26 protein-coding genes and 1 riboswitch are annotated in these 26,373 nt (G+C 71.9%); of the genes, 14 read left to right on the top strand and 12 right to left on the bottom strand.

Translation table 11 applies throughout. From position 1 onward, the window contains the following. Window positions 1–20: 20 nt before the first annotated feature. Window positions 21–104, top strand: a riboswitch (cobalamin riboswitch). Between the two features lie 129 nt (window positions 105–233). The 6 genes from ACIP6U_RS43345 to ACIP6U_RS43320 all read left to right on the top strand — a co-directional run bounded on the left by ACIP6U_RS43345 (window position 234) and on the right by ACIP6U_RS43320 (window position 6,388). Continuing rightward, the gene (locus ACIP6U_RS43345) at window positions 234–1,289 is read left to right on the top strand and encodes a FecCD family ABC transporter permease (RefSeq protein ID WP_401728490.1); all 1,056 of its coding nucleotides are present in this window, start codon (window positions 234–236) and stop codon (window positions 1,287–1,289) included. A gap of 85 nt (window positions 1,290–1,374) precedes the next feature. Beyond that, complete coding sequence (locus ACIP6U_RS43340) at window positions 1,375–2,142, top strand: ABC transporter ATP-binding protein (protein ID WP_401728489.1); 768 nt, start codon at window positions 1,375–1,377, stop codon at window positions 2,140–2,142. A gap of 48 nt (window positions 2,143–2,190) precedes the next feature. Continuing rightward, entirely contained in the window at window positions 2,191–3,174 is a 984-nt protein-coding gene (locus ACIP6U_RS43335; RefSeq protein ID WP_401728488.1) for an ABC transporter substrate-binding protein, read from the top strand. A gap of 146 nt (window positions 3,175–3,320) precedes the next feature. Further along, window positions 3,321–4,400 (top strand): glycerophosphodiester phosphodiesterase family protein, encoded by a 1,080-nt coding sequence (locus ACIP6U_RS43330; RefSeq protein WP_401728487.1) that lies wholly within the window; start codon window positions 3,321–3,323, stop codon window positions 4,398–4,400. A gap of 85 nt (window positions 4,401–4,485) precedes the next feature. Further along, complete coding sequence (locus ACIP6U_RS43325) at window positions 4,486–5,469, top strand: TIGR01777 family oxidoreductase (RefSeq protein WP_401728485.1); 984 nt, start codon at window positions 4,486–4,488, stop codon at window positions 5,467–5,469. A 25-nt stretch (window positions 5,470–5,494) separates the two neighbouring features. Next, the gene (locus ACIP6U_RS43320) at window positions 5,495–6,388 is read left to right on the top strand and encodes a hypothetical protein (RefSeq protein WP_401728484.1); all 894 of its coding nucleotides are present in this window, start codon (window positions 5,495–5,497) and stop codon (window positions 6,386–6,388) included. A gap of 17 nt (window positions 6,389–6,405) precedes the next feature. Here ACIP6U_RS43320 and ACIP6U_RS43315 read toward each other — a convergent pair whose 3' ends face one another. After that, complete coding sequence (locus ACIP6U_RS43315) at window positions 6,406–6,906, bottom strand: hypothetical protein (protein ID WP_401728483.1); 501 nt, start codon at window positions 6,904–6,906, stop codon at window positions 6,406–6,408. Window positions 6,907–7,081: 175 nt separating this feature from the next. Here ACIP6U_RS43315 and ACIP6U_RS43310 point away from each other — a divergent pair, with 175 nt between their 5' ends. Beyond that, complete coding sequence (locus ACIP6U_RS43310) at window positions 7,082–7,753, top strand: LuxR C-terminal-related transcriptional regulator (protein ID WP_401728482.1); 672 nt, start codon at window positions 7,082–7,084, stop codon at window positions 7,751–7,753. A 61-nt stretch (window positions 7,754–7,814) separates the two neighbouring features. Here the strand turns inward: ACIP6U_RS43310 and ACIP6U_RS43305 are convergent, their stop codons facing one another. After that, window positions 7,815–8,873 (bottom strand): glycoside hydrolase family 5 protein, encoded by a 1,059-nt coding sequence (locus ACIP6U_RS43305; RefSeq protein ID WP_401728481.1) that lies wholly within the window; start codon window positions 8,871–8,873, stop codon window positions 7,815–7,817. A gap of 223 nt (window positions 8,874–9,096) precedes the next feature. On the opposite strand from ACIP6U_RS43305, the gene ACIP6U_RS43300 reads away from it, so the two are divergent. After that, window positions 9,097–10,149: a LacI family DNA-binding transcriptional regulator gene (locus ACIP6U_RS43300; RefSeq protein WP_401728479.1), complete on the top strand. Its 1,053-nt coding sequence runs from the start codon at window positions 9,097–9,099 to the stop codon at window positions 10,147–10,149. 21 nt (window positions 10,150–10,170) lie between these two features. On the opposite strand, the gene ACIP6U_RS43295 is transcribed toward ACIP6U_RS43300, so the two are convergent. Then, complete coding sequence (locus ACIP6U_RS43295; protein ID WP_401728477.1) at window positions 10,171–11,034, bottom strand: LLM class flavin-dependent oxidoreductase; 864 nt, start codon at window positions 11,032–11,034, stop codon at window positions 10,171–10,173. A gap of 74 nt (window positions 11,035–11,108) precedes the next feature. Beyond that, window positions 11,109–11,744, bottom strand: coding sequence for a DUF6629 family protein (locus ACIP6U_RS43290; protein ID WP_401728476.1), 636 nt, complete (start codon window positions 11,742–11,744; stop codon window positions 11,109–11,111). Between the two features lie 88 nt (window positions 11,745–11,832). Here ACIP6U_RS43290 and ACIP6U_RS43285 point away from each other — a divergent pair, with 88 nt between their 5' ends. Together ACIP6U_RS43285 and ACIP6U_RS43280 are read left to right on the top strand one after the other, a co-directional pair. Next, complete coding sequence (locus ACIP6U_RS43285; protein WP_401728475.1) at window positions 11,833–12,594, top strand: YqjF family protein; 762 nt, start codon at window positions 11,833–11,835, stop codon at window positions 12,592–12,594. Window positions 12,595–12,798: 204 nt separating this feature from the next. Next, window positions 12,799–13,278, top strand: coding sequence for a hypothetical protein (locus tag ACIP6U_RS43280; RefSeq protein WP_401728473.1), 480 nt, complete (start codon window positions 12,799–12,801; stop codon window positions 13,276–13,278). Between the two features lie 92 nt (window positions 13,279–13,370). On the opposite strand, the gene ACIP6U_RS43275 is transcribed toward ACIP6U_RS43280, so the two are convergent. Then, entirely contained in the window at window positions 13,371–14,531 is a 1,161-nt protein-coding gene (locus ACIP6U_RS43275) for a S1 family peptidase (protein WP_401728472.1), read from the bottom strand. A gap of 255 nt (window positions 14,532–14,786) precedes the next feature. Between ACIP6U_RS43275 and ACIP6U_RS43270 the strand changes: the two genes are divergently transcribed. Further along, window positions 14,787–15,200 (top strand): VOC family protein, encoded by a 414-nt coding sequence (locus ACIP6U_RS43270; protein WP_401728471.1) that lies wholly within the window; start codon window positions 14,787–14,789, stop codon window positions 15,198–15,200. A 40-nt stretch (window positions 15,201–15,240) separates the two neighbouring features. Here ACIP6U_RS43270 and ACIP6U_RS43265 read toward each other — a convergent pair whose 3' ends face one another. Both ACIP6U_RS43265 and ACIP6U_RS43260 read right to left on the bottom strand, forming a co-directional pair. Further along, on the bottom strand, window positions 15,241–16,032 hold the full coding sequence (locus tag ACIP6U_RS43265) for a PIG-L deacetylase family protein (protein WP_401728470.1): 792 nt from the start codon (window positions 16,030–16,032) through the stop codon (window positions 15,241–15,243). Between the two features lie 83 nt (window positions 16,033–16,115). After that, window positions 16,116–16,841, bottom strand: a complete 726-nt coding sequence (locus tag ACIP6U_RS43260; protein WP_401728555.1) for an IclR family transcriptional regulator — start codon at window positions 16,839–16,841, stop codon at window positions 16,116–16,118. A 159-nt stretch (window positions 16,842–17,000) separates the two neighbouring features. On the opposite strand from ACIP6U_RS43260, the gene ACIP6U_RS43255 reads away from it, so the two are divergent. Genes ACIP6U_RS43255 through dmpG form a run of 3 tightly spaced genes read left to right on the top strand, consistent with a single transcriptional unit; the run spans window position 17,001 to window position 19,878 of the window. Beyond that, a complete protein-coding gene (locus ACIP6U_RS43255; RefSeq protein WP_401728468.1) occupies window positions 17,001–17,867 on the top strand; it encodes a 2-keto-4-pentenoate hydratase in 867 nt (288 codons plus the stop codon). After that, a complete protein-coding gene (locus ACIP6U_RS43250; RefSeq protein ID WP_401728467.1) occupies window positions 17,864–18,850 on the top strand; it encodes an acetaldehyde dehydrogenase (acetylating) in 987 nt (328 codons plus the stop codon). Before ACIP6U_RS43255 ends, ACIP6U_RS43250 begins: the two co-directional genes overlap by 4 nt. Continuing rightward, window positions 18,847–19,878 (top strand): 4-hydroxy-2-oxovalerate aldolase, encoded by a 1,032-nt coding sequence (dmpG, locus tag ACIP6U_RS43245; RefSeq protein WP_401728466.1) that lies wholly within the window; start codon window positions 18,847–18,849, stop codon window positions 19,876–19,878. The genes ACIP6U_RS43250 and dmpG overlap by 4 nt, the downstream gene beginning before the upstream one ends. Here the strand turns inward: dmpG and ACIP6U_RS43240 are convergent. The 5 genes from ACIP6U_RS43240 to ACIP6U_RS43220 all read right to left on the bottom strand — a co-directional run bounded on the left by ACIP6U_RS43240 (window position 19,875) and on the right by ACIP6U_RS43220 (window position 26,325). After that, window positions 19,875–20,378: a hypothetical protein gene (locus tag ACIP6U_RS43240; RefSeq protein WP_401728464.1), complete on the bottom strand. Its 504-nt coding sequence runs from the start codon at window positions 20,376–20,378 to the stop codon at window positions 19,875–19,877. The genes dmpG and ACIP6U_RS43240 overlap by 4 nt on opposite strands. 46 nt (window positions 20,379–20,424) lie before the next feature. After that, window positions 20,425–21,738, bottom strand: coding sequence for an alpha-glucoside ABC transporter substrate-binding protein (locus tag ACIP6U_RS43235; protein WP_401728463.1), 1,314 nt, complete (start codon window positions 21,736–21,738; stop codon window positions 20,425–20,427). Next, complete coding sequence (locus ACIP6U_RS43230; RefSeq protein WP_401728462.1) at window positions 21,735–22,862, bottom strand: hypothetical protein; 1,128 nt, start codon at window positions 22,860–22,862, stop codon at window positions 21,735–21,737. Before ACIP6U_RS43230 ends, ACIP6U_RS43235 begins: the two co-directional genes overlap by 4 nt. Window positions 22,863–22,867: 5 nt before the next feature. Beyond that, window positions 22,868–25,195 (bottom strand): tetratricopeptide repeat protein, encoded by a 2,328-nt coding sequence (locus tag ACIP6U_RS43225; protein ID WP_401728461.1) that lies wholly within the window; start codon window positions 25,193–25,195, stop codon window positions 22,868–22,870. Window positions 25,196–25,350: 155 nt separating this feature from the next. After that, window positions 25,351–26,325: an NAD(P)H-dependent flavin oxidoreductase gene (locus ACIP6U_RS43220; RefSeq protein WP_401728460.1), complete on the bottom strand. Its 975-nt coding sequence runs from the start codon at window positions 26,323–26,325 to the stop codon at window positions 25,351–25,353. Between the last annotated feature and the right edge of the window lie 48 nt (window positions 26,326–26,373).

The raw sequence follows: 26,373 nt of genomic DNA, 5'->3' as shown, positions 1-26,373 counted from the left end.
GCTCCCGGAGCCTCCCGCGGGGGAAGTCCGGTGAGAGTCCGGCGCTGACCCGCAACGGTGTGCGCGGCATCTTGAGAGAGACGTGCCGCGTGAGCCCGATCGCCTGTGGGTGGCGCGACCCGTCGACTGCTCGCCGTGGACTGCGAGAGGGGACCGCGCGGCCGGCACGGTCGCACGGGCTGTCTCCTGCTTGAGGTCCCACAGGTGGCCCCAGGTGAAGGACCACCCCCGCCGTGCGCCGAAGTGCCACCCCCACCCGCATACCCGTGCCGCCGCTGCTCCTCGGCCTGGCACTGCTGCTCCTGGTCTCGCTCGTGTGCGGAGTCGGGCTCGGAGCGGCCGGGATCGGCTGGGCGGCGGTGTTCCGGTTCCTGTGGGCCGGGCTCACCGGTGGGACCGTGCACTCCGACGACGTCGCCGCGTACACCATCGTCTGGGAGATCCGGCTGCCGCGAGTCGTGCTCGGCGCCGTCGTGGGGGCGGGGCTCGCGGCCGTCGGCGTGGCCGTGCAGGCCATGGTCCGCAACGCGCTCGCCGATCCCTTCGTGCTCGGCATCTCCTCGGGCGCGGCTGTCGGCGCCAACGCGGTCATCCTGCTCGGGGCGTTCGCGGGGCTCGGGGTGTGGGCGCTGTCGGCTTCGGCGTTCGCCTCGGCGCTCGCGGCGATGGTCCTGGTCTACGCCGTGGCCCGCTCCCCGCACGGCCTCACCCCGCTGCGCCTGGTCCTGACCGGGACGGCACTGGCGTACGGCTTCGAGGCCGTGACCACGGTGATGGTGTTCGGCGCGGCCCGGGGCGAGGCGGCCCGGTCGGCGATGATGTGGCTGCTCGGCAGCCTGGGCGGCGCGACCTGGGTCCAGGTACCGCTCGCCGCCGTGACCGTGGCGGCCGGATGGGCGTGGCTGCGGTGGCGTGCCGAGGCGCTCAACGCGCTCGCCATGGGGGACGAGACCTCCGCCGCGCTCGGGGTCCGGCCGGGCCGGCTGCGCCGGGAGCTGTTCCTCGTCACCGCGGCCGTGACCGGGACGGTGGTCGCGGTCAGCGGGGCGATCGGGTTCGTCGGCCTGATGGTGCCGCACGTCGTACGGATGCTCGTCGGCGCCGACCACCGCCGGGTGCTGGCGGTGGCGCCCCTGGTCGGGGCCGTCCTGCTGGTGTGGGCGGACGTACTGTCCCGACTCCTGTTGGCGCCCGCCGAGTTGCCCGTCGGAGTGATCACGGCCGTGGTCGGGGTGCCCGCCTTCCTGCTGCTGATGCGGCGGGGCGGCTACGCGTTCGGGGGGCGGTGAGCGTGCGGATCGACATGGACGACGTGCCGGGCGGTCCTCAACTGCGCGTGCGGCGCGGCCACTACGCGTTCGGAGGTAGGTGACCATGCGGCTCGACATCACCGGTGTGACGGTCGACGTGGCCGGTGCCCGGCTGATCGACGACATCGAACTCGCCGTGGACAGCGGGGCGTTCGTCGGGCTGGTCGGCCCCAACGGCAGCGGCAAGTCGACGCTGTTGCGGTGTGTGTACCGGGCGCTGCGGCCGGACCGGGGCGCGATACGGCTCGACGGGGAGGACGTGCACGGCATGCAGTCCCGGGCCGCGGCACGGGTGTTGGCGGCGCTGCCCCAGGAGTCGGCGGCGGAGTTCGACTTCACGGTCGCCGAGGTGGTCGCCATGGGTCGGCTGCCGCACCGGGACCGGACGGCCGCGCGGGACCGTGCCGTGTGTGCCGAAGCCATGGAGCGCACGGGCGTCGGCCATCTCGCCGAGCGCGGCTTCCTCGCCCTGTCCGGCGGTGAGCGGCAGCGCGTCCTCATCGCCCGCGCGCTGGCGCAGCAACCCCGGGTGCTGGTCCTCGACGAACCCACCAACCACCTCGACATCGCCCACCAGTTGGACGTGCTCGCGCTGGTCCGCCGCAGCGGCCTGACCGCGCTCGCCGCCCTGCACGACCTCAACCTGGCCGCCGCGCACTGCGATCGGCTGTACGTCGTCGCCGGCGGCCGGATCGTCGCATCGGGCCCGCCGTACGAAGTCCTTCAACCCGCCCTGCTCGCCGAGGTGTTCGGGGTGCGCGCGCATCCCGTACGGCACCCGGAGACGGGCGCGGTCCAGCTGCTGTTCGACCTGCTCCCCGCCACCTCGTAAGAACCTGCCCCACCCGAGAACCCTGCCCCCACCCGCGTAAGGATCCCTGTGCGCAAGCTGCTCATCGCCGCCCTCTGCCTCGCCGCGACCGCCACCGGCTGCGGTGCCACCGTCGAACCACAGGCCGACGCGAAGGCGAAGTCCACCGCCGTCACGCTCACCAACTGCGGCCGCAAGGTGACCTACGACAAGGTCCCCGAGCGCGTGGTCACCAACGACGTCGGGATCACCGAGCTGATGTTCGCGCTCGGTCTGGAGGACCGCATGGCCGGGTTCGCCATGCCCGACGACAAGGGCGACCTCACCGACGTCCCCTGGAAGGACGGCTACCGGAAGGTCAAGTGGCTCTCCAAGGACCAGCTCACCAAGGAGAACGTCCTCGACGCCCGCGCCGACCTCGTCTTCGCGGGCTGGAACTACGGCTTCCGCGAGGACAGCGGTTTCACCCCGGACGCCCTCAAGAAGCTCGGCATCCCCACGTACACCCTCACCGAGTCGTGCCACAACGGCCGTACGGAGAGTTCGCGCGGCATCATGCCGCCGCTGGACGCGCTGTACGAGGACCTCACCAACCTGGGCAGGCTGTTCGGGGTGCGGCAGCGGGCCGCCACCCTCATCGCGGGGTTCAAGAAGCAGATCGCCGACGTCGAGGCGAAGGCACCGGCCGAGCGTCCCAAGGTCTTCCTCTACGACAGCGGTCAGGACCAGCCCTTCACGTCCGGTCGTTACGCCGCCCCGGACCAGATCATCAGCGCGGCCGGCGGCGAGAACGTCATGCACGACCTGGCCGACTCCTGGACCACCGTCGGCTGGGAGAGTGTCGTCGAGCGGGACCCGGACGTCATCGTGATCTGCGACTACGGGGACGTGAGCGCCGAGCAGAAGCGGAAGTTCCTGCTGTCGTACGCCCCGCTGCGGAACGTCTCCGCCGTCAAGCACCGCCGGATCTTCGTCCTCGACTACGTCGACCTGGTGGAGAGCCCCCGCAACCCGTCGGCGATCGCTCGGCTCGGGGCGTATCTGCGCGGCTGACGAGCACGGCCGTACAGCTGCGCGGCGGGTGCGGCCGGGCGGCCGTTCGGTGAGGGTTCATGGCGGGAACATGTCCACGCTGTTGCGTACGCCCGTGGCTCAACTAGCGTCTCCTGCTCGCCCGAACCGACACGAGTGAGGTTTCGATGTCCGCACGACATGCCCTCGCCGGCCTGGCCCTGGCGCCGGTGCTCGCCCTCCCGACGGCCGCCCACGCGACAACGACGACGCACACGCCCACGCCCCGACCACCCGCGCACAGAGCCCTGTTCGATCTGCAGGCCCATCGCGGTGGCCTGGGGCTGACGACCGAGGAGTCGTTGCAGGGGTTCGGCAAGGCCCTGCGGCTCGGGGTGTCCACCCTGGAGCTGGACACGCACATCACCAAGGACCGCAAGGTCGTCGTCAACCACGACCGGCAGATCAGCGGGGTGAAGTGCAGGGACACGGCCCCGGTCACGCCCGGCGACCCGCTGTACCCGTATGTCGGCAAGTACATCAAGGATCTGACGCTGGCTCAGATCAAGACCCTGGACTGCGGTTACCAGCAACTGCCCGGATTCCCGCAGCAGGAGGTGGTCAAGGGGTTCCGGATGGTCGAGCTCAAGGACGTCCTGAACCTGGTCAAGAGCTACCGCGCCAAGCAGGTCAAGCTGAACATCGAGACGAAGGTCGAGGCGGGCGCGCCCGAACAGACCTCCCCGCGCGAGCTGTTCGTGCGCCGCGTCTACGAGGAGATCCACCGCTCCGGCATCGAGGACCAGGTCACCATCCAGTCCTTCGACTGGGGCGCGCTGAAGGCTATGCACAAGCTGGCACCGCGGTGGCCGCTGGTCGCGCTCACGAACTACGACTTCCTCCAGGTCGGCAAGCCCGGCGCCTCCCCCTGGCTGGGCGGGATCGACGCCGACGACTACGGCGGCGACTTCGTCAAGGCGGCGGCCACCGTCCCGGGCCTCAAGGCGCTCTCCCCGAACTACGGCTTCCCGCAGAGCGGCAGGATCGGCGACCCGGACTTCCGCTTCTACCCCGACCCCACGATGATCTCCGAGGCCCACGCCCGGGGCCTGAAGGTCATCCCGTGGACCTGTGACGATCCGGCGACGATCGAGGCGCTCATGGACATGGGCATCGACGGCATCATCACCGACTACCCCGACCGCGTCCGCCAGATCATGGCCGACCGCGGCCTGCGCCTGCCGAAGGCCTACCGGCCCCGGCACTGACCACCTCCAGGAGGTTCCTCCCCACCGTTTTGAACACGTTCAACACCGGCGTATGCTCGCTCCGAGAACAGAGGGGGCGAGCCTGATGAAGATCGTGATTCCCGGGGGCACCGGGCAGGTGGGGACGCTGCTGCGCCGCGAGCTGACCGCGGCCGGTCATGAGGTCGTGGTGCTGAGCCGACGGCCCGGGCGCCCCGGCGACATCCCGTGGGACGGGGTGCACCAGGGCCCCTGGGCCGAGGTGGTCGACGGCAGCGACGTGGTGATCAACCTGGCGGGGCGGAGCGTCAGTTGCCGCTACACGCCCGCCAACATGCGGGCGATGATGGACTCGCGGGTGGACTCCGCCCGGGCCGTCGGCGAGGCGATCACGACCGCCGCCCGGCCGCCCCGCGTCTGGCTCCAGATGAGCACCGCGACCATCTACTCCCACCGTTTCGACGCGCCGAACGACGAGACGACCGGCGTCATCGGCGGCACCGAGCCGGACGTCCCCGACTACTGGGCGTACAGCATCGAGATCGCCCGGGCCTGGGAGCGGGAACTGGAGGAGGCCGACACCCCGCGCACCCGCAAGGTGGCGCTGCGCTCCGCCATGGTGATGAGCCCCGGCCGGGGCGGTGTCCTCGACATGCTGCTGCGGCTGGTGCGGCTCGGGCTCGGCGGCCCGGTCGCGGGCGGCGCGCAGTACGTCTCCTGGATCCACGGCCACGACTTCGTCCGCGCGGTCGAATTCCTGGTCGAGCGGGACGACTTGAGCGGACCGGTGAACCTCGCCGCCCCGAACCCGCTGCCGCAACGGGACTTCATGCGTGACCTCCGCGCCGCCTGGGGCACCCCGGTGGGCCTGCCCGCGACGAGGGCGATGGCCGAACTCGGAGCCTTCGCGCTCCGCTCGGACACCGAACTCCTCCTCAAGAGCCGCCGCGTCGTCCCCGGCCGCCTGCTCGCGGCAGGCTTCGACTTCGGCCGGCCGGACTGGCCGACGGCCGCCGAGGATCTCGTACGGCGGGTGCGGGGGTACCGGGGAGCACATCACGTGCGCTCGACCGCGCGGTTCCTAAACTGAGTCCACGGCCGAGGACAGGAGGACGATGGAACCCGAGGACCAGCCGGTGCCGGTGTCCGGTGCCGCGCCGCTCAGCTCGTACGTGGAGTCGTGGACCCCGGGTCCGGTCACGGACGAGGATCCGCTGCCGGTCGGTCCGGTGGCCGCCCTGTCGGCGGTCCTGGATCTGCCCGACGCCGTGGCGAAGGCCGGCGATCCGCTGCCTCCGCTGTGGCACTGGCTGTACTTCCTGAACTGGCCCGCGCAGGGCGGGCTGGGCCCCGACGGCCATCCGCTCGACGGCCGCTTCCTGCCGCCGATCCCGCACCGCCAACGCATGTGGGCCGGGGGCCGCTGCGAGATCCGTGAACCGCTGCGTCTGGGCGAACCCGCGGAGCGCGTGCGCAGCCTGGGCGCGCTCACCGCCAAGCAGGGCCGCACCGGGGAGCTGCTGTTCGTCACCGAGCGCCGGGAGTTCCGGCAGCGCGGGCGCCTCTGTCTGGTCGAGGAGCAGGACAGCGTGTACCGGTCGGGCCGCAGTGCAGGCCAACACCCAAGTGTCCTCGACCAGTTGACGCTCCCCGACACCGACTCGCCCTGGCAGCTCCCCGCGCACCCGGATCCCGCGCTGCTCTTCCGGTTCAGCGCCCTCACCGCGAACGCGCACCGCATCCACTACGACGCCCCGTACTGCCGTGACGAGGAGGGCTACCCCGGCCTCGTCGTCCACGGCCCGCTGCTCGCCCTGCTCATGCTCGAGCTCCCCCGCCGCCGGGCACCGGACCGCCGGGTGCGCTCACTGTCGTACCGGCTCCACAAGCCGGTGTTCGGAGGCGAGCACCTGGCGGCCTGCGGCACTCCGGCCGGGGAGGGTGCCGAGCTGCGGGTGGCCACCCACCGGGAGAACCGGCACGCCACGGCCCAGGTGACGTTCGGGTAGATCCTGCGCGGCCACCGTCAGGACGCGCTCGGGGCGGCCGGGCCGATGCCGCGCAACTGCTGGATCTCGCCGCCCAGTTTGGTGCGGAACTCCTTCAGCTTGGCCGGCTTCGCGCTGACCACCCAGCGGGAGCCGACGAGGTGCTGTCCGCCGTAGCCGCTGGCGGCGTCGAGCCAGGCGAGCTTGTACTTCTCCTCGGGGAACGTGGTGATGACCTGGTCGGCCGCCTTGGTGTGGCACACGCCCTGCCGCAGCTCGTCCGCGTCGACCCGGATCTTGGGCTTGCAGCCGATGAGCCCGGCGATCACCTCGACCTTGGCCGGTGCCACGACCCCGGCCTCGGGCGCGGCGGTCACCGCGATCTTGCCGGTCCTCGTCTCCGCGCGGTCGTCCTCGCCGCCACTGCACGCCACGGCCAGGGGCAACAGGGCCAGGCCGCCGACGAGAGCGGCGGCCCGTGGCCGGCGGGCCGGGGACGGGACGCGATCGACGCCGATTCGCGCTCGCTGCTGGAACAAAGGGCCTCCTGCTCGGTGTTGGCTCGACAGGAGGTACGGGTGTGTCCCGGCGGACGTTCAGCCCTGGCGCAGCGTGATCGAAACCACAGAAGAAAAACGCTAGCGTTTCGATAGTTGCGAGGCTACGCTGAAGCCCTAGGGGAACGATACCGTTTCGTTCACGAAGGGCCCCGCCATGACCTCCGTACTCATCGTCAACGCACCCTCACTGCAGCGACTCGGCCTGCGCATGCTGCTGGCCGCCGAGCCCGATCTGACCGTCGTCGGCGAGGCGACCAGCGCGGACGAGGCGATCCGTGAGAGTGCCGCACTCCACCCCGACGTGGTCCTGGTGGACGACCGCTTCTCCCACACGATCGGCGTCGACGCCATCCGCCGTATCACCCGATCCGGCGCGGTCGGCGAGCGCCGGCCGCGCGTGCTGGTCCTGACGCCCGCCGACAGCGAGGCCTATCCCTACGCGGCCCTGCGCGCCGGCGCCGGCGGATTCCTCCAGCCCGACGCCACGGCCGAGGAACTGATCGCGGCCGTCCGGATCGTGGCCGCCGGAGACGCCGTCATCACGCCCGATCTGACCCGCGCCCTCATCGACGCCGTCCGCGAGGGGCAACCCGCCCGTGCCACCCGTGAGGTGGGCCTCGACACGCTCACCGGGCGCGAGCGCGTGATCCTCTCCGGAGTCGCCTCGGGCTGGTCCAACGCCGAGATCGCCGAACGCCTCTCCATCGCCCCGACCACCGTGAAGTCCCACGTCAGCCACATCCTCGCCAAGATCGGCGCCCGGGCCCGCGTGCAGGCGGTGGTCTTCGCCTACGAGTCGGGGCTGGTCCGCCCGGCGGCGGCCTGAGCCGACGCCGAACTGCCGGCCGCGGGCGGGCGCACCGCGGCCGGCCGTGTGAACCGAGGTGTCAGGGCTTGACCGGCTTGCCCCGGCCCCAGGCCCAGGCGAGGCGGTCGGCGCCGGACTGGTTGGTGGTGGCCAGCCAGGGGCGGGCGACCGGGCCGGTCAGGGTCTGGATGGAGTAGGTGTCGTCCGTGCGCAGGCCGGGCCAGTACACCGAACCCATCTTCAGCTCGCGGAAGGTGTCCGTCACGGCCTGGATGAAGTTGACGGAGTTGTCGTCCGGAGTCGCCTTGTTGTAGTCGAGGCCCGTGGTCATCGGCGCCCCGAACTCGTCGGCGACGGTACGCCCCGCGCAGTCGCCGATGCGCACCTTGAGGTCGGCCACCCACTCGTCGTAGGTGGCGTAGCTCTTCCAGAAGCCGTAGTGGTGCAGCGACAGGTACGTCCCCTTCAGTCGCGGGTCGGCGCAGACCGAGGTGACGTGGTCGTTGTAGCCGGCGCCGCTGACGAAGACGCGGTTGCGGGGCACCGAGGGGTAGGTGTCCAGCCACTTCGCGGCGATGTCGGCCCACTCGGCGTCGGTGTAGCCGTGCGGCTCGTTCATCGGCTCGAAGTAGACCAGCGGGTTGTGCTTGTAGGCCTTGACCACCGTGTTCCACATGGGCCAGTACGTGGCCTCGTCGTCGATGAACCCGTCCTTCTGCGCGCCGGTGCCCTCCCAGTAGGACACGATCACCTTGAAGCCCTGGGCCGAGGCCGCGTCGACGACCGCGCGATACGACTTCCAGTAGGCGCCGTTGACGGTGTACGGGTTGATCGGCAGCCGCACGGTGTTGGCGCCGAGGTTCGCGCGGAAGGCCGCGATGATCCGGCTCGCCTTGGCGTACGTCTTCGCGTAGCCGTCGGTGGTGGAGAGACCGGACAGCTGGAGGAGGTCGTCGGCGAAGTTGTCGCGCGGGTCGGCCCAGTTCACGCCCTTGAACTGGGTCGTGCCGGTGCTCGGCGCGGTGGCGGAGGCGGGGGTGCCCGTGAGGGTCGCCCCGCTGATCGCGGTGATCGCCAGCGCCACGAAGGCGGCGCGCAGCCGGGGAGTGCGGCGGCTCGTGGCAGGGGTCTTGCGCATCGACGTGCCCTTTCAGGAGGACCGGATGTTTACGTAAACATGCTGTGCGGCAAGAGGCGGCGGGAGTGGGTTGAGAGGAGGCGGAGTCCGGATCGCCGCAGCGATGTTTACGTAAACTCGGAGGCGCCGGAATCGTGACATCCGCCCTGGCGACCGTCAAGGTTTCCCACACGTAACATCCGGTGCGCGCAGGCAGTTCGGGCATCGGTCGAAGGAGGCAGCCGTGGTGGAGCGGGGTGGTTCGGGCGTGCCCGGCGGGCGGCGCAAGCAGCGCGTGTCCATGGCCGACGTGGCCCGGCTCGCGGGTGTCTCGTCGCAGACGGTCTCGCGGGTCTCCAACGGTCAGGCCGGGGTGGTCGGTTCGACCCGGGAGCAGGTCCTCGCCGCGATGCGGGAGCTGGGCTACCGGCCCAACAGCGCGGCGCGCGCGCTGCGTTACGGCCAGTTCAACACCATCGGCGTGATCCTGTTCAGCCTCTCCTCCACGGGCAACAGCCGAACCGTCGAGGCGATCGCCACGCACGCGGCGGCCGAGGGGTACGCGATCACGCTGATCCCGATCGACGTCCCGACGCAGGACAACGTCCTGGGGGCCTTCACCCGCATGGGCGAGCTGGCCGTCGACGCCGTGATCGTCATCATGGAGATCCATCTCCTCGACACCGGCACCGGATCCTTCCAACTCCCGCCCGGGGTGCACGTCGTGGTCGTGGACTCGGACGCCGGCGACCGCTACAGCGTGGTCGACACCGACCAGAGCGAGGGCGCCCGCACGGCCGTGCAGCACCTGCTCGACCTGGGCCACCGCACCGTATGGCATCTGACCGGGCCGGAGACGTCCTTCTCCGCGCAGCGCCGGACCGAGGCCTGGCGAGCGGCACTTGAGGAGGCGGGGCGTCCGGTGCCGCCGCCGTTGCACGGTGACTGGTCGGCCGAGTCGGGGTACGCGGCGGGTCTCGCGCTGGCCGAACAGGCCGACTGCACGGCGGTGTTCGCGTCCAACGACCAGATGGCGCTGGGTCTGCTGCGCGCCTTCCACGAGCGCGGGCGGTCCGTGCCGGAGGACGTCAGTGTGGTCGGGTTCGACGACATCCCGGACGCCGCGTACTTCGTACCGCCGCTCACCACCGTCCACCAGGACTTCGCCGAGGTGGGCCGGCGGTGTGTGCGCAAGGTGCTCCAGCAGATCCGCACCGACGGGGAGCCGCGCCCCGGCACGGATCTGGTGCCGGCCCGGCTGCTGGTCCGGCGGAGCACGGCGGCTCCGCCGGACTGATCCGAACGGCAGCCCCGAGCGTCAGGCGATAGCCTCCGCGAGCAGCTCGATCTGCTCCAGCCCCGAACCGGTCGGGACGAAGATGAGCTCGTCGCAGCCGGCCGCCTCGAACGCGGCGACGTACGACTTGACCATCTCAGGGCTCACCGCCGCGCTCCCGGCGACCTGTGCGGCGACGTCACCGAGGAAGCCGTAGTAGTCCAGCAGGTATCCGTCCGCCTGGGCGCGGGCGTTCGGGCCGAGCCCGAAGTAGGCCAGGGACAGCTTGCGGGGCTTGCCGGAACGTCCGGCCTCCTGCCAGGCGGTGTCCACACCGACCGCGGCCTGCGCGAACATGTCCGGCGTGCCGCCGCCCATGATCCAGCCGTCGGCCAGCTTGGCCACCCGTCGGAAACTCACGTCGGTAGAGCCGCCGAGGATCAGCTCGGGGCCGCCCTCACGCACGGTCGCCGGGCCGATCCCGCCGGCGAATCCGCGCTCCTCGCCCGCCCAGATGCGCTTCATGTCGTCGATCTGTTCCTCGAAGCGCTTCCCGCGGCCCTTGGTGGACAGCCCGCTCGCGGCGAAGTCGTCGTCGCGCCCGCCGAGCCCCACGCCCAGGACGAAGCGCCCGCCGGAGATGCGTTCGAGTGACGCGGCCTGCTTCGCCAGCAGCGCGGCGTTCTCGTACAGCGGCGCGAGCAGCACGCTGGTCGTCAGCCGGATCCTGCTGGTGACGGCGGCGGCCGCGGTGAGGGCGATCAGCTCCTCGTAGCCCTGGTACACCAGCCGGCCGATGGTGCCGAGCGTGCTGAAGCCCGCCTCCTCCGCCTGCCGGGCCCAGTCGAGCAGAGTCTGTGGTTCGGTGCCGGGAACCGTATTCGGAAGGCCGATCCCGATGTCCATCTGTTCCTCCGGTCATAGGAACTCGTTTCGAGCCCATCATGCGCACAGGTGACGGTCGGGCGACCGGTCGGGGATCAGATTCCGACACCGGCCGGGTGACGGGCCGGGCGGCGTCCGGCCCAGCCAAGGAGCACCAGGGAGCACACCGCCGCGAGCGCGCACCAGGTCGAGACGAACTCCGTCCGCCACAGCGCCGAGCAGATCACCGCCCCCACGCCGGCCAGCACACCGAACCCCACCAGCCAGCGGTCACCGGCGAGCAGCAGCGCGCCGACGGTGGCGAGCAGGTAGCCCGCGATGAGCAGGCGCCCGTGGTCAAGGCCGATGGCGTAGCCGACGGTGTGGCCGCGGATGTCGGCGCGCACGGAACGGGTGGCCAGGCTGTAGGCCAGCACGGCGGCGGTCAGGACACCGGCCACCAGCGGAGCCATCAGCCGGGGCCTGGCGCGCGCGGGCGCGGCGCAGAGCACGGCGACGGGGACGAACACCGCGAGCAGCGGCAGGGCGATGACGGCCCAGGCGACGGTGGCCGGTCCCGTGCCCCCTCCGTTGTGCCAGACCTGCGCCTCGACCAGCTGGTGGGCGCCGAGCAGCAGGGGCAGGGCGGCGAGGGGCACGTCCCCGCGACGACGGGTCCGCGCCACGCAGACCGCGCCGACGGAGGCGATGGCGGTACCCGCCCAGAGATCGGCCGTCGCACTCCAGCACATCGCGTCACCATCACCTCGACCGTCACGGACCCTTCCGGGGCACCCACCACGCTATGACCCGACTCCTCCCTCTGCCATCCTGACCCTCGTGCCGAACCCCGCCCCCGTCACGCCCGACGCGCCCACCCTCATACGCGCCCCGCTCCTCACCCAGCAGTGGCTCGACCTCACGTTCATCCACTGGGCCGTCCAACCGGACGTCGTGGCACCGCTGTTGCCGCCCGGTACCGTCCCGGACACGCACGACGGGATGACCTTCGTCGGGCTCGTCGCCTTCCGGATGGACCGGGTGGGCTGGCTGCGGCTGCCCGGGGTGCCGTACCTCGGGACCTTCCCGGAGACCAATGTGCGGCTCTACTCGGTGGACGCGCACGGGCGGCGGGGTGTCGTGTTCCGCTCGATGGACGCCTCCCGGCTGATCCCGGTGGTGATGGGCCGCCTCGGCTTCCGGCTGCCGTACCTGTGGTCGCGGATGACCGTCCGCGCGGACGGCGACACCGTCGCCTACCGCAGCTCCCGGCGCTGGCCGGGCCCACGCGGCGCGCACAGCCGCATCACCGTACGGACGGGTGAACCCATCGGGGAACCAACGGAGTTGGAGCACTTCCTCACCGCCCGCTGGGGCATGCACAACGCCTTCTTCGGCGGCCCCGACCCCTTGGCGTTCCTCCCGAACGACCACCCGCGCTGGCCCCTGTACCGCGCGGAACTCCTCACCTGCGAGCAGGATCTCGTCACGGCCGCAGGCCTCCCCGACCCGACCGAGCCTCCGGTCAGCGTGCTGTACTCCCCCGGCGTTCCGGTGCGGCTGGGACGCCCGGCCCGGCCGGCGGGCATCCCGACGCCCTGAATCGACGGAGGGGGAGGCACGATGTCGTCGAAGGCATCCAGGCGCAGGGCCAGGAACCAACAGATGTGGGCGTCGAGGGCAGAGCAGCGGGAGGAAGCGCAGCGGAAGGCGGCACAAGAAGCCGCGGCATCCCGCCCGTGGCGACGGCTCAGGGCGGTCACCCGTGCCGCGACAGCTGCGGCATGCCTCTTCGCCCTCCTGTCCGTGGGCGTGTTCGCTGGGTGGAGTCTCCTCGGAGCGGTCGGACTGATCGGTACCCCCGGTCGTCTGCACGTGGAGTCGTGCTGGGCGACGCACGAGCCGAAGGCGTCCACGGAGTGCGGCGGCGAACTCCGCTCCCCCGGCGGCCGGTTGCTGGACCCGGACGCGGCCATCCTGGCAAACGTCAAGGTCGGCTCCACGATCTCGGTACGTGACGAGCCGGTGATGGGTCTCGAAAAGGTCGGGTTCGAGTCCGTGGTGGGTTGGGGGACGCTCGTGACCGTGGCCCTGCTCGCCTCGGTGATCTCGATACGGGAGGCAGTGCCCGTGCACGGCCTGCTGGGTCGTCTCCCTCAAGTGGTGGGCGGTCGATGGCCCGTGCGCTGTCTGGGCACGATCGCGGTCGCGGGGGCGGTGACGTACGGGGTACCCGTCGTCCACGAGCTGGTCCGTTCCGCCCTCGCGACCGTGTTCGCGAAATGATCGACCCCACACCCGAACCGCACCGGGGCCTTCGCCGTCACCGGCCGGCGAAGGCCCCCTGAGCCAGGAGTGCGGTCAGGGCGTGTGCGGGGTCAGGCGGTGTGCAGGGTCAGGCCGTACCGGTTGAGGATCTCGTTGACGGGCTGGAACCAGGTCTCGCCGCCGCTGCTGCAGTTGCCCCAGCCGCCGGAGGTGACGCCCTGAGCCTGGTCGCCGCTGATGAACGACCCGCCGGAGTCGCCCGGTTCGGCGCAGACGCTGGTCTTGGTGAGCTGACGCACCGCGCCCTGGCTGTAGTTGACGGTCTCGTTCAGGGCCAGGACGTTGCCGCAGTGCCAGTGAGTGGTCGAGCCCGAGCGGCAGATGGAGGAGCCGACGGGCGCCACGGCCGAACCGCGCACCAGTTGGTCGGAGACAGTGCCCCAGCCCAGGACCACGGGAACCGTCCACCAGCCGCTGCCCACACTGACCCAGGCGTAGTCGTTGTCCGGGAACGAGGAACCCTGGAAGGTGCCGACGTAGGAGCGGTCCCAGCCGTAGACGGCGGCCGAGGGCTGGCCGCAGTGCCCGGCGGTGACGAAGCCGCCGTACACCGAAAAGCCTATAGAGCAGCGGACGTTGCCCGTGTAGTACGGGTCGCCGCCGACCGTGCCGGCCGCGAAGGTGCCCGGCGCCGAGGCGACCGTCTCGACGGTGACCGGACCCGCTCGGCGGGCCTGGGACAGGAAGCTCTGGACATCGTTGTCAGCACGGTCGGTCCGGACGACCTCGACGACGACCGCGCCGGCGGTCGGATCGACGTGCCAACTGCTCACGCCGGCCGGGGCGTTCAGCCGGTCGATGCGCGCCTTGGCCGCGTCGAGTTCTCGCGCGCTGTGCCGGACGGTACGGATCGTGGCGCCGGTGGCACGGACGGCCTGGCGGGTGGCGGCGGAGGCGTTCGCGGTGACGGCGACGGTGAGCCGGTTGGTCTTCGCGTCGAACCAGGAGCCGCCGTATGCCGCTCCTGCCGCCTTGCGGGCCTTCGGGGCGATGTCCGTGGCGGTCGCCTCGGCCTTGAGTCGGGCCTTTGCCTGGGACTCGGTCAGACCGAAGTCCCGTTGCATGGCGGACAGCAGTCCGGCCGAGGCGGGTCGGGTGGTGGGGGTGGCGGCGGAGTCGTCCGCGGCCGCGGGGAGGGTGCCGGCGGCGGTCCAGGTGCCGAGCATCAGCAGCGCGGCCAGGCCGGCGTGCAGGAGTCGCTTGCGTCTCAAGGGAGTTGCCCTTCGTCGTTCCAACAAGGTGGGGGTGGAACAGCGGGTGCGTGAGAGCGCTCTCAAGCGTGCGCGGCAGAGCTTAGCGGTGTCATTCAGCCAGGTCCATGCCAATCACAGAGGCAGTTTTCGACCAGCGCTGGAGCAGCGTCGACGGGCGTGCCACAAGGCTCGCGGTACCGGCCGGCGGGCCGTTGTCAGTGCCCCGCGTTACTGTGCGGACATCTGACCTCTGCCCCTGCACAGGAGGCTCTCATGGCGTCACGACTCAACCCCTACATCAGCTTCGACGGGGATGCCCGGCAGGCGCTGGAGTTCTACCAGGAGGTGTTCGGCGGCACCCTCGCGCTCAACACCTTCGGGGAGTTCGGCCGGCCCGATGCGTCCCACGCCGACAAGATCATGCACGGCATGCTGGAGACGCCGAGCGGCTTCACCCTCATGGGCGCGGACACCCCGCCCGAGATGCAGTACACCCCGGGCGGCAACTTCTCGGTGAGCCTGAGCGGCGACGACGAGAAGGACCTGCGCGGCTGGTGGGAGAAGCTGTCGGCCGACGGCACGGTGATCGTGCCGCTGGACAAGCAGATGTGGGGTGACGTGTTCGGTATGTGTACCGACAAGTTCGGCATCCCGTGGATGGTCAACATCGGCGAGACGCAGGGCTGACGGCCGGACCCCGCAGGTCGCTCCCTCGCACCCCTCCGCGTCACTGCTCCCAGGGCGGCGGTCCTTCGAAGGCGAGTTGGTGCACGTCGAAGAGGACCGCCGCCGCCACACCGAGCGCCGGACCCGCCATCCCGGCCGCCCAGGTCAGGAAGGGCCTGGGCTCGAAGCCGTGCGCGCCGAGCCCCTTGGTGTACTCGGCGTGGGCCGCCAGCGAGGCGATCCCGCGCTCCAGCGGCTCACCGGTGATGTCCACGCCGTGGCTGGGCCGGCCGGTGCCGGCGAAGCAGACGAGGCGGACTCCGCCCCAGGGTTCCAGGCCCTCCTCGGCGAGTTCCGGGAAGATCCAGCGGTTGCCCGCGTCCCGGGTCGCGTCCAGCGCGGCGAGGCCGACCACGCGGTGGTCGGCCTGGTTGGTCATTCCGCCGATCATGCGGACGTCGAACGCCCCTGACACCACGACCTCCGGCCGGTGGCGGCGGATCGCGCGCACGATGTCACGGCGCAGTGCGGGGCCGTACTCGATGATCCCGTCGGTGTGGTCGAGGAACTCCACCGTCTCCACGCCGACCTCGCGCGCCCCGGCCCGTTCCTCGGCCTCCCGCAGCGGTCCTGCCTGGTCCGGGTGCAGTCCGTCGATGCCCGCCTCGCCGCGGGTGGCGAGCAGGTAGGTGACCTGTTTCCCCTGGGCGGTCCACCGTGCGACGGCGGACGCCGTCCCGTACTCGATGTCGTCCGGATGTGCCGCCACGGCCAGACATCGTTCCCAGTCCTCCGGCAGCGCCGGCAGGGCGGATCCGGCACCGAATGCGCTCGCGTCGTCGAGAGTCGTCATGTCCGAATGATGGCGCTCCCGGCGACTGTCCCGATAGAGGCGCGTATATCCGATTGAGGCGACCCTCGGGGCGCGATCCCGGCTCAGCGCGCCTGGCGCAGCGCCCGGGACAGCCCGAGGGCCGCCGTGCGTACGGCCGGGGCGAGCTGGGCGGGGCTGAAGCGGGCCCGCGGCACGGCGACCGAGAGCGCGGCGACGGCCGTACCGCCGCCGTCGAAGACCGGGGCGGCGATGCAGCACACGCCCAGGGCGGCCTCCTGCTCCTCGTAGGCGAGGCCCGAGACCTGTGCCTGTTCGACGGCCGTACGCAGCCGTACCGGGTCGGTCACCGAGTGCGGGGTCAGGCGCGGCAGCGGCTCGGCGAGGATCCGCTCCGTGAGTTCGGGGCCGGAGAAGGCGAGCAGCGCCTTGCCCACGCCGGTGCAGGTCAGGGGCAGTCTGCCGCCGACCCGGGACGGAAGGCGCAGCGGGTCGTGACCGTGGACGCGCTCCAGGTAGACCACGTCGTGGTCGTCGCGGACACCGAGGTGGACGGTCTCGTGCGTGGCCTCGTAGAGGTCCTGCACGAAGGGCAGTGCCGTCTCGCGCAGTCCGTGCCGGCGGGGCACGAGCGTGCCCAGCTCGAAGAGCTTGCCGCCGAGCCGGTAGACCGCGCCGGACCGCTCCAGGAACCCGAGCCGTACGAGGTCGGCGGCCAGCCGGTGCGTGGTGGTCTTGCTGAAGCCGGTGCGCTCGGCGAGTTCCGTCAGACGGTACGAGCCGCCGTCCGGGCGGTAGCAGTCCAGGATGACCGCGGCTTTGGCGAGCATGTTGCCCTGGTCGGTGTTCCGTGTCACGGAACAATGATTGCCGGTGTGGCACAGCCACGTCTATACCGGACCTCATCAGACCCTCGTGCGCCCGCCGTACGTCCTGGTCCCTCGTCCTTTGTTTCTCGTCCCTCGTCCCTCGCCCCTTGGAGTGGTCGCATGCCGACACCCCCCAGTGCCGACCGGCCGTCCGCCGCGGTGGTCAAGGCCGCCGACGCCCTGGCCGAGGCGGCCCGTACCGGAGTCCCCTGTCCGCCGGTACGGTCCCTGCTGCCCGACGGCGACATCACGGCCGCCTACGACGTGCAGCGCCTCAACGTGGCGCGGTCCCTGGAGCAGCGGGGCACCCGCGTCGTCGGCCGCAAGATCGGTCTCACCTCCCCCGCCGTCCAACGCCAACTCGGCGTGGACCAGCCGGACTTCGGCGCGCTGCTGGCCGACATGGCCGTCCCCGACGGGGGCACGGTGCCCGCCGGGCGGCTGCTCCAGCCGAAGGTCGAGGCGGAGGTCGCGCTCGTGCTGGGCACCGATCTGCCGGACGCCCGGATCACGGTGGCCGACGTGCTGCGTGCCGTCGACTTCGCGCTGCCCGCGCTGGAGATCGTCGACAGCCGGATCGCCGACTGGGACATCAGCCTCGTCGACACGGTCGCCGACAACGCCTCCTCAGGCCTCTTCGTCCTCGGCACCAGCCCGGTGCCGCTGACCGCGCTCGACACGCGCGGGGTACGGATGACGATGAGCCGCGCGGGCGAGCAGGTCTCCGCGGGCACCGGTGCCGACTGCCTCGGCGGGCCCCTCAACGCGGCCGTCTGGCTCGCGTCGACCCTCGCGGCGGCGGGCGATCCGCTGCGGGCCGGCGACATCGTGCTCACCGGGGCGCTCGGTCCGATGGTGGCCGTCGACCCGGGTGACGTCTTCGAGGCGCGGATCTCCGGGTTGGGGTCGGTGCGGGTGACGTTCGCTGCGGACGAAGAGTCGCCGGAAGAGCCGACGGAAGCGTCCACCGAAGGAGACCGGCGATGACCGACGCCCTCCCCACGTCCCGTACGAACGAAGGTACTTCGGCCCGCACCAAGGTCGCCGTCATCGGCTCCGGCAACATCGGCACCGATCTCATGATCAAGGTCCTGCGTACCTCGGACGTCCTGGAGATGGGCGCCATGGTGGGCATCGACCCGGACTCCGACGGCCTGGCCCGGGCCCGCCGCTTCGGGGTCGCGACCACGCACGAGGGCGTCGACGGCCTGGTGCGGCTGGACGAGTTCGACGAGATCGGGATCGTCTTCGACGCCACCTCGGCGGGCGCCCACCACCACAACGACCGGGTGCTGCGGGACCTCGGACGCCGGGTGGTGGACCTGACGCCGGCCGCGATCGGCCCGTACGTCGTGCCGTCCGTCAACCTGGACGAGCACCTGGACGCCACGAACGTCAACATGGTCACCTGCGGCGGCCAGGCCACGATCCCGATCGTCGCCGCCGTGCGCGCGGTCACGCCGGTCCACTACGGCGAGATCGTGGCCTCCATCTCCTCCCGCTCGGCGGGGCCCGGAACGCGCGCCAACATCGACGAGTTCACCGAGACGACCGCGTCGGCCATCGAGAAGGTGGGCGGCGCGGCCCGCGGCAAGGCGATCATCGTGCTCAACCCCGCCGAGCCGCCGCTGATCATGCGGGACACCGTGTACTGCCTGGTCGGCGAGTGCGACGAGGCCGCGGTGACCGCGTCGGTGGAGGAGATGGTCGGCCGGGTGCAGGCGTACGTGCCGGGCTACCGGCTGAAGCAGAAGGTGCAGTTCGACCGGGTCGCCGACGACGATCCGCTGCGCGGACTGCTGCCCGCCGCCACCCGCGGCCCGGCGGCCCGGGTCTCGGTCTTCCTGGAGGTGGAGGGAGCCGCCCACTACCTGCCGTCCTACGCCGGCAATCTCGACATCATGACGTCCGCGGCGCTGCGTACCGCGGAGCGCGTGGCGACGCACCACACCCCGGAGGCGGCCAAGTGACCAGGCTGTACGTGCAGGACGTGACCCTGCGGGACGGCATGCACGCCGTCCGCCACCGCTACACCGTCGAGCAGGCCCGCACCATCGCCACCGCCCTGGACGCGGCCGGCGTCGGCGCGATCGAGATCGCCCACGGGGACGGCCTGTCCGGGTCCAGCGTCACCTACGGGGTGGGCGCGCACACCGACTGGGAGTGGATCGAGGCAGTGGTCGGCGCCACGCACCAGGCCGTGCCGACCACCCTGCTCCTGCCGGGCATCGGCACGGTGCACGACCTCAAGCAGGCCCACTCGCTCGGCATCCGCTCGGTACGGATCGCCACCCACTGCACCGAGGCCGACATCTCGGCCCAACACATCTCCGCCGCGCGGGAGTTGGGCATGGACGTCGCCGGTTTCCTGATGATGTCCCACATGGCGGAACCCGCCGAACTGGCCCGCCAGGCCAAGCTGATGGAGTCCTACGGCGCGCACTGCGTCTACGTCACCGACTCCGGCGGCCGGCTCACCATGGACGGCGTGCGCGACCGGTTCCGCGCCTACCGCGACGCGTTGGACCCGGCGACGGAGACCGGCATCCACGCCCATCACAACCTCGCCCTCGGCGTGGCCAACTCGGTCGTCGCCGTCGAGGAGGGCGCCACCCGCGTCGACGCGTCCCTCGCAGGGCAGGGCGCCGGGGCCGGCAACTGCCCCCTGGAGGCGTTCGTCGCGGTCGCGGACCTGATGGGCTGGGACCACGGCTGCGACCTGTTCCCGCTCATGGACGCGGCCGACGACGTCGTACGACCGTTGCAGGACCGCGACGTACGGGTGGACCGCGAGACCCTCACCCTCGGCTACGCCGGCGTGTACTCCAGCTTCCTGCGGCACGCGGAGACGGCCGCGGCCCGCTACGGCCTCGACACCCGCTCGGTACTGGTGGAGGTGGGCCGACGTGGGATGGTCGGCGGCCAGGAGGACATGATCACGGACATCGCGCTGGATCTGGCGGGACGGGGTGAGGGCAGAAGGGCCCCTGCCTTCTAGGGAGTTCCTATCGCCAGGTCCGTACGGGCCGCCTTGTGCAGGGAGTTGAGGGCCTCGACGAGCGACGCGCTCAACTCCTTGTAGTCGGTGGGCGCGCCACTTGCCGGAGAGTTGGCGGGCGCGCTGCCGGCCGGATCCCGCGCGAACCAAATGACCGCCCACAGGCGCTGGTTGACCGTCATCGCGGCCCGCGAAGCCGCGTCGTCCCCCAGCAGCATCAGTCCCTCGAACAGGACGGAGCGTCGCGCCTCCGCGGCCTCCATCGCCGCCAGCGGTGCGGCGCGGTCCTCGTCCCGTCCGTGCGCCTCGACCGCCTGCCGGGCCGCTCGGGCCGCCTCCTTCACACAGGAGATGTAGTCGATGTAGGTGTCGAGTTTGCGCTCGTCCCACCGTGTGGCCATCGTCTGCCGGAACTTGGCCCGCTCCGCCACGCTCGTGGCGAAGTACGAGGTGAGAGCGCCCAGCAGGACGCCGACGAGAGTGATGATCTGGCTTGCCATGCGGATCAAGTTAGCGGCCCGATACGGCGGTCGTCGTGTTCCGCCCTCACCCCCCGGGACTCGCGCAGATGTCCTCCGGCGGGCGGAACGTGCGGTCGCCGTCCGACTCGCCGTTCACCTCGCTCCGTACGGTCTCCAACTCCCCCAGCAGTGAGGCGAGATGACCTCGGGAAGGGTCCCGGAAGAACTCCAGCACGGCCCGGTGGAAGGCGTCGCGCAGTTCGGGTGGCATCACGTCGGAGGCGTCGAAGCACAGGGTGCGGGCGCCGGAGGTCAGCAGGGAGTCGATCTCCTGCTCGTTGGGGTCCGTGGGCGTCGTCGGCGGCAGCCCGGCCGGGTCCGGGAACAACGGCCGGACCGCCGGGTCGGCCTGCGCCCGCCAGATCTCCCGGCCGGCCGGGCTGGAGAGCCGTTCGACCAGTACCTGCGCCGCCTCGTCGTCGCTGAAGACGGCTGCCATGTCGCCCGAGACCTCGAACGTGTCCTGTTCCTCGGACCGCCCGTCCAGATAGCGGGCGGACGGCTCCACGCGCACGTCCTTGCCGGCGTACACGTACCGGATGAAGGCGCTCTGGTGCTCGTGCGTGCAGTCGAAGCCGGGTGAGTCGAGCAGGCCGCGCGGCTGCCCGCCGGGGCCGGACGCGCCCTCGAACGACGTGGTCAGGGAGTGCTCGACGGAGGCCGGGGAGCGCTTGCCGAGCAGGCGTGCCCAGGTGGTCCAGGCCCGTTCGACGGCCGGGGCGCGCCAGTCGAGCCGGCCGGTGGCCCACCGGGTGTAGACGTCGGGGCCCGCCTGGTGCAGCAGGATGTCCTCGACCCAGTCGGTGCCGGGCCAGCCGGAGGTGGCCTGCGAGGCCATCCCCACGCACCAGGTGGGGTCGGCACTCGACGCGCCCTTCTTGCTCCACACCAGGCTCTTCAGGTCGACCTTCAACGGCACCCAGTACGTGCGGCGTCTGCTGTCCACCAGGAGGGTCGGCGACCACGGGGCGTAGGCGCGTTCGGCGCTCTCCTCGGCGAGGGGCTTCAGCCTGTCGCGGCGTGCGTACTCGGTGAGTTCGCCGATGCTGTTGAGGATCGCCACGTCCGGCGGATCACCGGCCTCCAGCTGCGAGACGAGCGTCTCACGGAGCGAGCGGGTGCCTTCGTAGGTGTACCGCTGTCCGGTCCCGTCGTCGAGTTTCGCGAGGGCGGCCTCGAAGGCCTCGCCCTCCTTGCCGGTCCACGGGCCGAGGACGACCAGCGGGTCGCGGGGGTCCGGCGTGCAGCCGGGGACGAGGGCGAGCAGACAGCCCGCGAGGAGAACGCGCAGCGGGCGGCGGAGGAGGAGGCGCACGGACTGGGTCATGAGACAGGTCATGAGACGGCTCCCGGGCGGGTGACGACGACGTACTCGCGGCGGTAGCCGTGCAGGGCGCCGGCGATCAGCGCGGCGGCGACCAGACCGGTCGGGAGAACGAAGGGGGCGGCCCCGTCCAGGACGGCGAGTCGCCCGTCGGCCAGACCGCCGTCGATCCGGGCCCGCAGAACCTCGATGGACCGCGGTTCCGGACCGTCGAAGGGCCGCTCCTCCGCGATCACCTCGATCCGCGGCGAGGTCCGCTCGGCGAGCGCGTCGGCCAGCGGCACGGCCGCGTCCTGCGCGTGCTGGGCGAGCAGCGCGTCCGCCGTCAGGAGCGGTACGGCGAGCAGCGGTACGGCGGCGGCCACCAGCGGGAGGCTGAGCCGGATCCGAAAGCGACGGCGCAGGAAGGAGACCGTCCGCCACAGTCCGGCGGCGAGCAGGACGAAGGCGGTCCCCGCGACGACCGCGGCGGCGAGCACGCCCGCGCCCCACGCGGCCCGGTGCGCGAGCCGCTCCCGCAGCCGGTGTTCCAGGCCAGACACCCGGTCGACGATCGAGGTGGCGCTGGAGCCGGTCGCCGCCGGGCACGGTGGGTGGGCGTCGTCGGCCTCCGCCGGGGCGACGAACGCCGAGCAGAGCATGCTGCGCGCGTAGGTCAGCTCGGCGGTGCGCAGCACCGGGTCGGTCGCGTCGCCCTGCGCCCGGCCCACCCAGCCCGTGTAGTCCACGACGAGCGCGGAGACCACCCGCAGTTCCTGTTCCTCGGCGACCGTCAACGCCCCGCTGCGGGTGACCTGGTTCAGGCTCTGCGTCGCCCGCGCCACCCGCGTCCGGTACCGCTCGCTGAGGCCGCCGAGCTCCGCCGCCCGCCCCTCGGACAGGCTTCGCTCCGCTTCGCCCTGCGCGACCAGCAGCGAGTTCCTGGCGTCCGCGAGGTCGACCAGGGCAGGCACCACCCGCTCCCGTACGTCGGCGGAGTCGTCGCGCACCCCCGCGTACGCCCATCCGAACGCGCCGAAGCCCACCACGGCGAGCAGCGGCAACGCCACCAACCGGTCGTGCAGATACGCGCGGTTGCGCCGACCGGTGGCCGCCGGCCAGGCGTAACGGCAGGCGCGGCGGGCGAGTTCGCCGATCACCGCCGCTACGGCGGCCGCTGCCTGAACGAGTCGGGCGGCACTGCGCGCGACGTCACGGAGGTGAGGGTCCGGAGCCGGTCGGCGGCTCTCTTCCCGAGCCATGGGCTGTCCCTGTGGTGTCGGAAGGCGAGCGGGCGGACTTCGTAGGCACGGTCCAGCAGGGTCTCGGCGACGGCCGCGTCCGCGGGGGCGGCGGAGCGGGCGGCCTGGTGGGCGAGGGTGACGTAGAGCCGGGAGAGGTCCTTGCGCACAGCGGGTCCGTCGGTGGGGAGGCCGAGCCGCGGGTCGGCGGATGCCGAGAGAGCGGCGAGCCCGGCGGCGTCGAGGACTCCCCGCGCGAGCACGTCCCGCACGCTCTCCCACACCTCGGTGGTCATCCGCACCCGGGCCTCCTCGTCGGTCAGCCCGTGCGCGTGGAACAGCAGGACGAGACGTTCCAGCACCCCGCGCAGCAGCAGCGGTACGTCCTCGGCGCGCTCGACCGTCCGTGCGTGCTCGACCCCGATCCGCACGGCTGCGGTACGGGCCGCGGTGCGGTGGCGGGAGTGCCTCGGGACGGCGTCCAGTACGCGTACGGCCTCCTCCTCCGCCCGTTCGCCTCCGAGGGCGAGGCGGGCGCGTGCGGCACCGAAGGCGGCACCGCCCAGGGACGGATTGCGCAGCCGCACGGCCTCGTAGAACGTGAGTGCCTCGGACCATCGCCCCAAACGCTCGGCGCAGTAGCCGAGCGCCAGCTTGGGCGCGTACTCGCCGGGTATCGCCGCGTACACCCGGTCGAAGTCACGCCTGGCGTCGGCGACCTGGTCCCGGGCGAGCGCGACGAGCCCCCGGTGCCAGTCCAACCTCCAGTCGTACGGTGACCGTTCCGTCCCGACCGACGCCTCGGCGGCACGCAGCTCGCGCTCGGCGGCCTCCGGCCCGTCGGCGACCGTCCGCAACCGCAGCCGACAGCGCAGGAGATGGACCTCCGTGGAGTCGCTCCAGACCGCGGTGTGCTGCAACAGCGCCTCCGGGTCGGCCTCACCCAGCCTGCTCAGCTCCGCGTGGTGGTCGTCGTCGCGGTCGGGCCGCGGGACGGGCAGCCGCTGGGCCGCCTGCGCTGGCGTCGGTGGTGCGTACAACGACGGCGCCCGGGGCGCGGCCCAGCGGGAGAGGGGCGGCGCGGAGCCGAGGGCGCCGTCGAGGGCGTACGGCGTCTGGAGGAACAGCGGGGACGGCTCGAAGGTCTCCGTCCCGGTTCTAAGCGACCTCAACTCCCTGAAGACACCCCGCAGTTGTTCAGCCATCTCGCGGGCGTCGGCAAACCGCTCGGCCCGCTCGGCCCGGGTCGCGCGGTGCAACACCCGGGCGAGCGAGACGAGGCCGAGGCCTCGGGGGGCGGGGGTGGTGGGGCCCGGGGCGGTGGGGACGCGACCCGCGTCGGCGTCCTGTGCCGCCTCGGCCGTACCCGGAGCCAGCGAGGCCAGGTCGGCGAGGGCGGCCAGGTCCTGGGGTGACGTGCCGAGGCCGGTCAGGCGCCGCAGCGTCTCGCCCAGGCTGAACAGGTCGTCCTGGCCGGTGGATCCACCGTCCGTACCGACGGTCGGCGCGCGGAACCCGTACGTCGTCATCCCCGGCGCCCCCGTCGCCCGTACGCTCCCCACGTCGATGATCTTCGTCGCGGTGCCGTCGTGCATGACGTTGCCCGGCTTCAGATCGCCGTAGACGCGGCCGGGCCGGTCGGCGTGCAGATGTCCGAGCGCGGACAGGATCCGCACACCGTACGCCAGAACGAACTCGTGGAAGCGGCGCCCGCCGAACTCGTCCGGGTTCAGCCGCGCCCGCGCCCGGACCTCCTCCAGCGTCAGCCCGTCCACGTACTGCAGGACGAGGAAGTCGCCGACCTCGGGGTGATGACCGTAGTTGAAGACACGGATGATGTCGTCGTGGCTGAGGTCGACCAGGGCCCGCCGCTCGCGGGCCAGCGCACCGGCCGCGAAGGCCGCCTGTTCGGGGTGGAGGATCTTGATGGCAACCTCGCGGTCGTCGACCTTCGTGTCGAGCGCGAGGTAGACCTCACCCATCCCGCCGTAGCCGAGCGGGCGGATCAGCCGGTACTGGCCCGCGAGCAACTGACGGGGAGAAACGGGCAGTTCATCCGCGTCGACGCCGAGAGACGCCGCGCGCTCCAGCAGCGTGATCGAGGGCAGCACGGTCGGATCCGGGTTCTCCTCGGGCAGTTCGACCTGCGCGGCCCGCAGGAACATCGGCTGCCCAGCGACCACGAGCGGCCCGAACGACCCGTCCGACTCCGGCACTTCACCGAACCCGTCGTTGCCCGCGGCCTCCTCCATGTCTCCTCAGAATAGGGCCGGGGTGCGGGAATGACTCCTTGCGATCCGGCCGTGAATCATGGCGCCCCGATCGTGACGTCCCCCTCACGGCGCCCGCATCTCGGCATCGCCGGGCTCACCGGGCCGTGGATGCGTCGCCGGCCGGGGTCTCCCGATCAGGCGGCTCCCGTCGAAGGCCTTCCCGCTCGGGCGAAGGCGTCCTCGGCCTGGGCGGCAAGCGTGGCGACGAGTTCCGCCGCGGGCGGCAGGTCGTTGACGAGGTCCACGGCCTCGCCGGCCCACACCGGCAGTGGCGGCAGCTCGCCCCGGGCGACGCCGGCCTGATAGGCGTCGCGGGCTCGGGGGTCGGCGGCGAGTTCCGCCTCCCTGCCCCGCCAGCGGTCGAGGTAGGGATGGCCGAGCGTACGAGCCGTGTACCGATCCGGCCAGGGTGATGACCTGGCGATGTCGAGCACACGGTTGCGTTCCGTGTCCTCCCCGCGCCCCGCCACGATCGCCCGGGCGCTCGCGGGCTCGACCAGGGCCTCGGCCGTGGCCTGGAACCTGGTGCCGATGAGCGCGCCCGCGGCCCCCAGCACGAGGGCGGCGGCCACGCCACGGCCGTCGGCGATCCCTCCGGCAGCCAGCACCGGCACCTCTCCCGCCAGATCCACCACCACCGGCACGAACGGCAGCGTCGCCCGCCCGTGCCGCGCCCCGTGCCCACCGCTCTCCGTGCCCTGCGCCACGATGACGTCGGCCCCCAGATCGAGCGCCCGGCGGGCCTCCTCCAGATCGGTGACCTGCACGATCAGCGCCGCACCGGCGGCCCGGACACTCCCGACGAAGGGGCCCGGATCACCGAAGGAGAACACCACGGCGTCGGGGCCGTACTCCAGGGCCTGTTCCACCGCACCGGCATCGGCCGCCCAGCACAGGAACCCGACCCCCCACGGCTGCCCACCCCCGGCCACGACCGGCAACTCCCGTGCCAGCCAATCCCGTTCACCACCGCCTGCGCCGACCAAGCCCAACCCGCCACCGCGCGAGACGGCGGCGGCCAACGCTCCGCCGGCCGACCCGCCCATGGGCGCCGAGGCGATCGGGTGCCGTACACCGAACAGTTTCGTGAACGCCGTCGACAGAGTCATGCCTGTCATCATCGACTGGAGAGAACCCGAGGGAGAAGGAGAACGGAC

This window comes from Streptomyces sp. NPDC088794 (assembly GCF_044750545.1).
GTDB lineage: Bacteria > Actinomycetota > Actinomycetes > Streptomycetales > Streptomycetaceae > Streptomyces.
The sequence above is the reverse complement of the archived record's forward strand: the minus strand, read 5'-3'. Positions and strand labels throughout refer to the sequence as shown.

Coding starts and splice junctions, on each gene's coding strand:
- ACIP6U_RS43235 (WP_401728463.1), bottom strand. CDS start 21,738: ATGACCTGTCTCATGACCCAGTCCGTGCGCCTCCTCCTCCGCCGCCCG.
- ACIP6U_RS43340 (WP_401728489.1), top strand. CDS start 1,375: ATGCGGCTCGACATCACCGGTGTGACGGTCGACGTGGCCGGTGCCCGG.
- ACIP6U_RS43330 (WP_401728487.1), top strand. CDS start 3,321: ATGTCCGCACGACATGCCCTCGCCGGCCTGGCCCTGGCGCCGGTGCTC.
- ACIP6U_RS43310 (WP_401728482.1), top strand. CDS start 7,082: ATGACCTCCGTACTCATCGTCAACGCACCCTCACTGCAGCGACTCGGC.
- ACIP6U_RS43320 (WP_401728484.1), top strand. CDS start 5,495: ATGGAACCCGAGGACCAGCCGGTGCCGGTGTCCGGTGCCGCGCCGCTC.
- ACIP6U_RS43265 (WP_401728470.1), bottom strand. CDS start 16,032: ATGACGACTCTCGACGACGCGAGCGCATTCGGTGCCGGATCCGCCCTG.
- ACIP6U_RS43250 (WP_401728467.1), top strand. CDS start 17,864: ATGACCGACGCCCTCCCCACGTCCCGTACGAACGAAGGTACTTCGGCC.
- ACIP6U_RS43225 (WP_401728461.1), bottom strand. CDS start 25,195: ATGGAGGAGGCCGCGGGCAACGACGGGTTCGGTGAAGTGCCGGAGTCG.
- ACIP6U_RS43240 (WP_401728464.1), bottom strand. CDS start 20,378: ATGGCAAGCCAGATCATCACTCTCGTCGGCGTCCTGCTGGGCGCTCTC.
- ACIP6U_RS43305 (WP_401728481.1), bottom strand. CDS start 8,873: ATGCGCAAGACCCCTGCCACGAGCCGCCGCACTCCCCGGCTGCGCGCC.
- ACIP6U_RS43220 (WP_401728460.1), bottom strand. CDS start 26,325: ATGACTCTGTCGACGGCGTTCACGAAACTGTTCGGTGTACGGCACCCG.
- ACIP6U_RS43290 (WP_401728476.1), bottom strand. CDS start 11,744: ATGTGCTGGAGTGCGACGGCCGATCTCTGGGCGGGTACCGCCATCGCC.
- ACIP6U_RS43295 (WP_401728477.1), bottom strand. CDS start 11,034: ATGGACATCGGGATCGGCCTTCCGAATACGGTTCCCGGCACCGAACCA.
- ACIP6U_RS43270 (WP_401728471.1), top strand. CDS start 14,787: ATGGCGTCACGACTCAACCCCTACATCAGCTTCGACGGGGATGCCCGG.
- ACIP6U_RS43325 (WP_401728485.1), top strand. CDS start 4,486: ATGAAGATCGTGATTCCCGGGGGCACCGGGCAGGTGGGGACGCTGCTG.
- ACIP6U_RS43255 (WP_401728468.1), top strand. CDS start 17,001: ATGCCGACACCCCCCAGTGCCGACCGGCCGTCCGCCGCGGTGGTCAAG.
- ACIP6U_RS43260 (WP_401728555.1), bottom strand. CDS start 16,841: ATGCTCGCCAAAGCCGCGGTCATCCTGGACTGCTACCGCCCGGACGGC.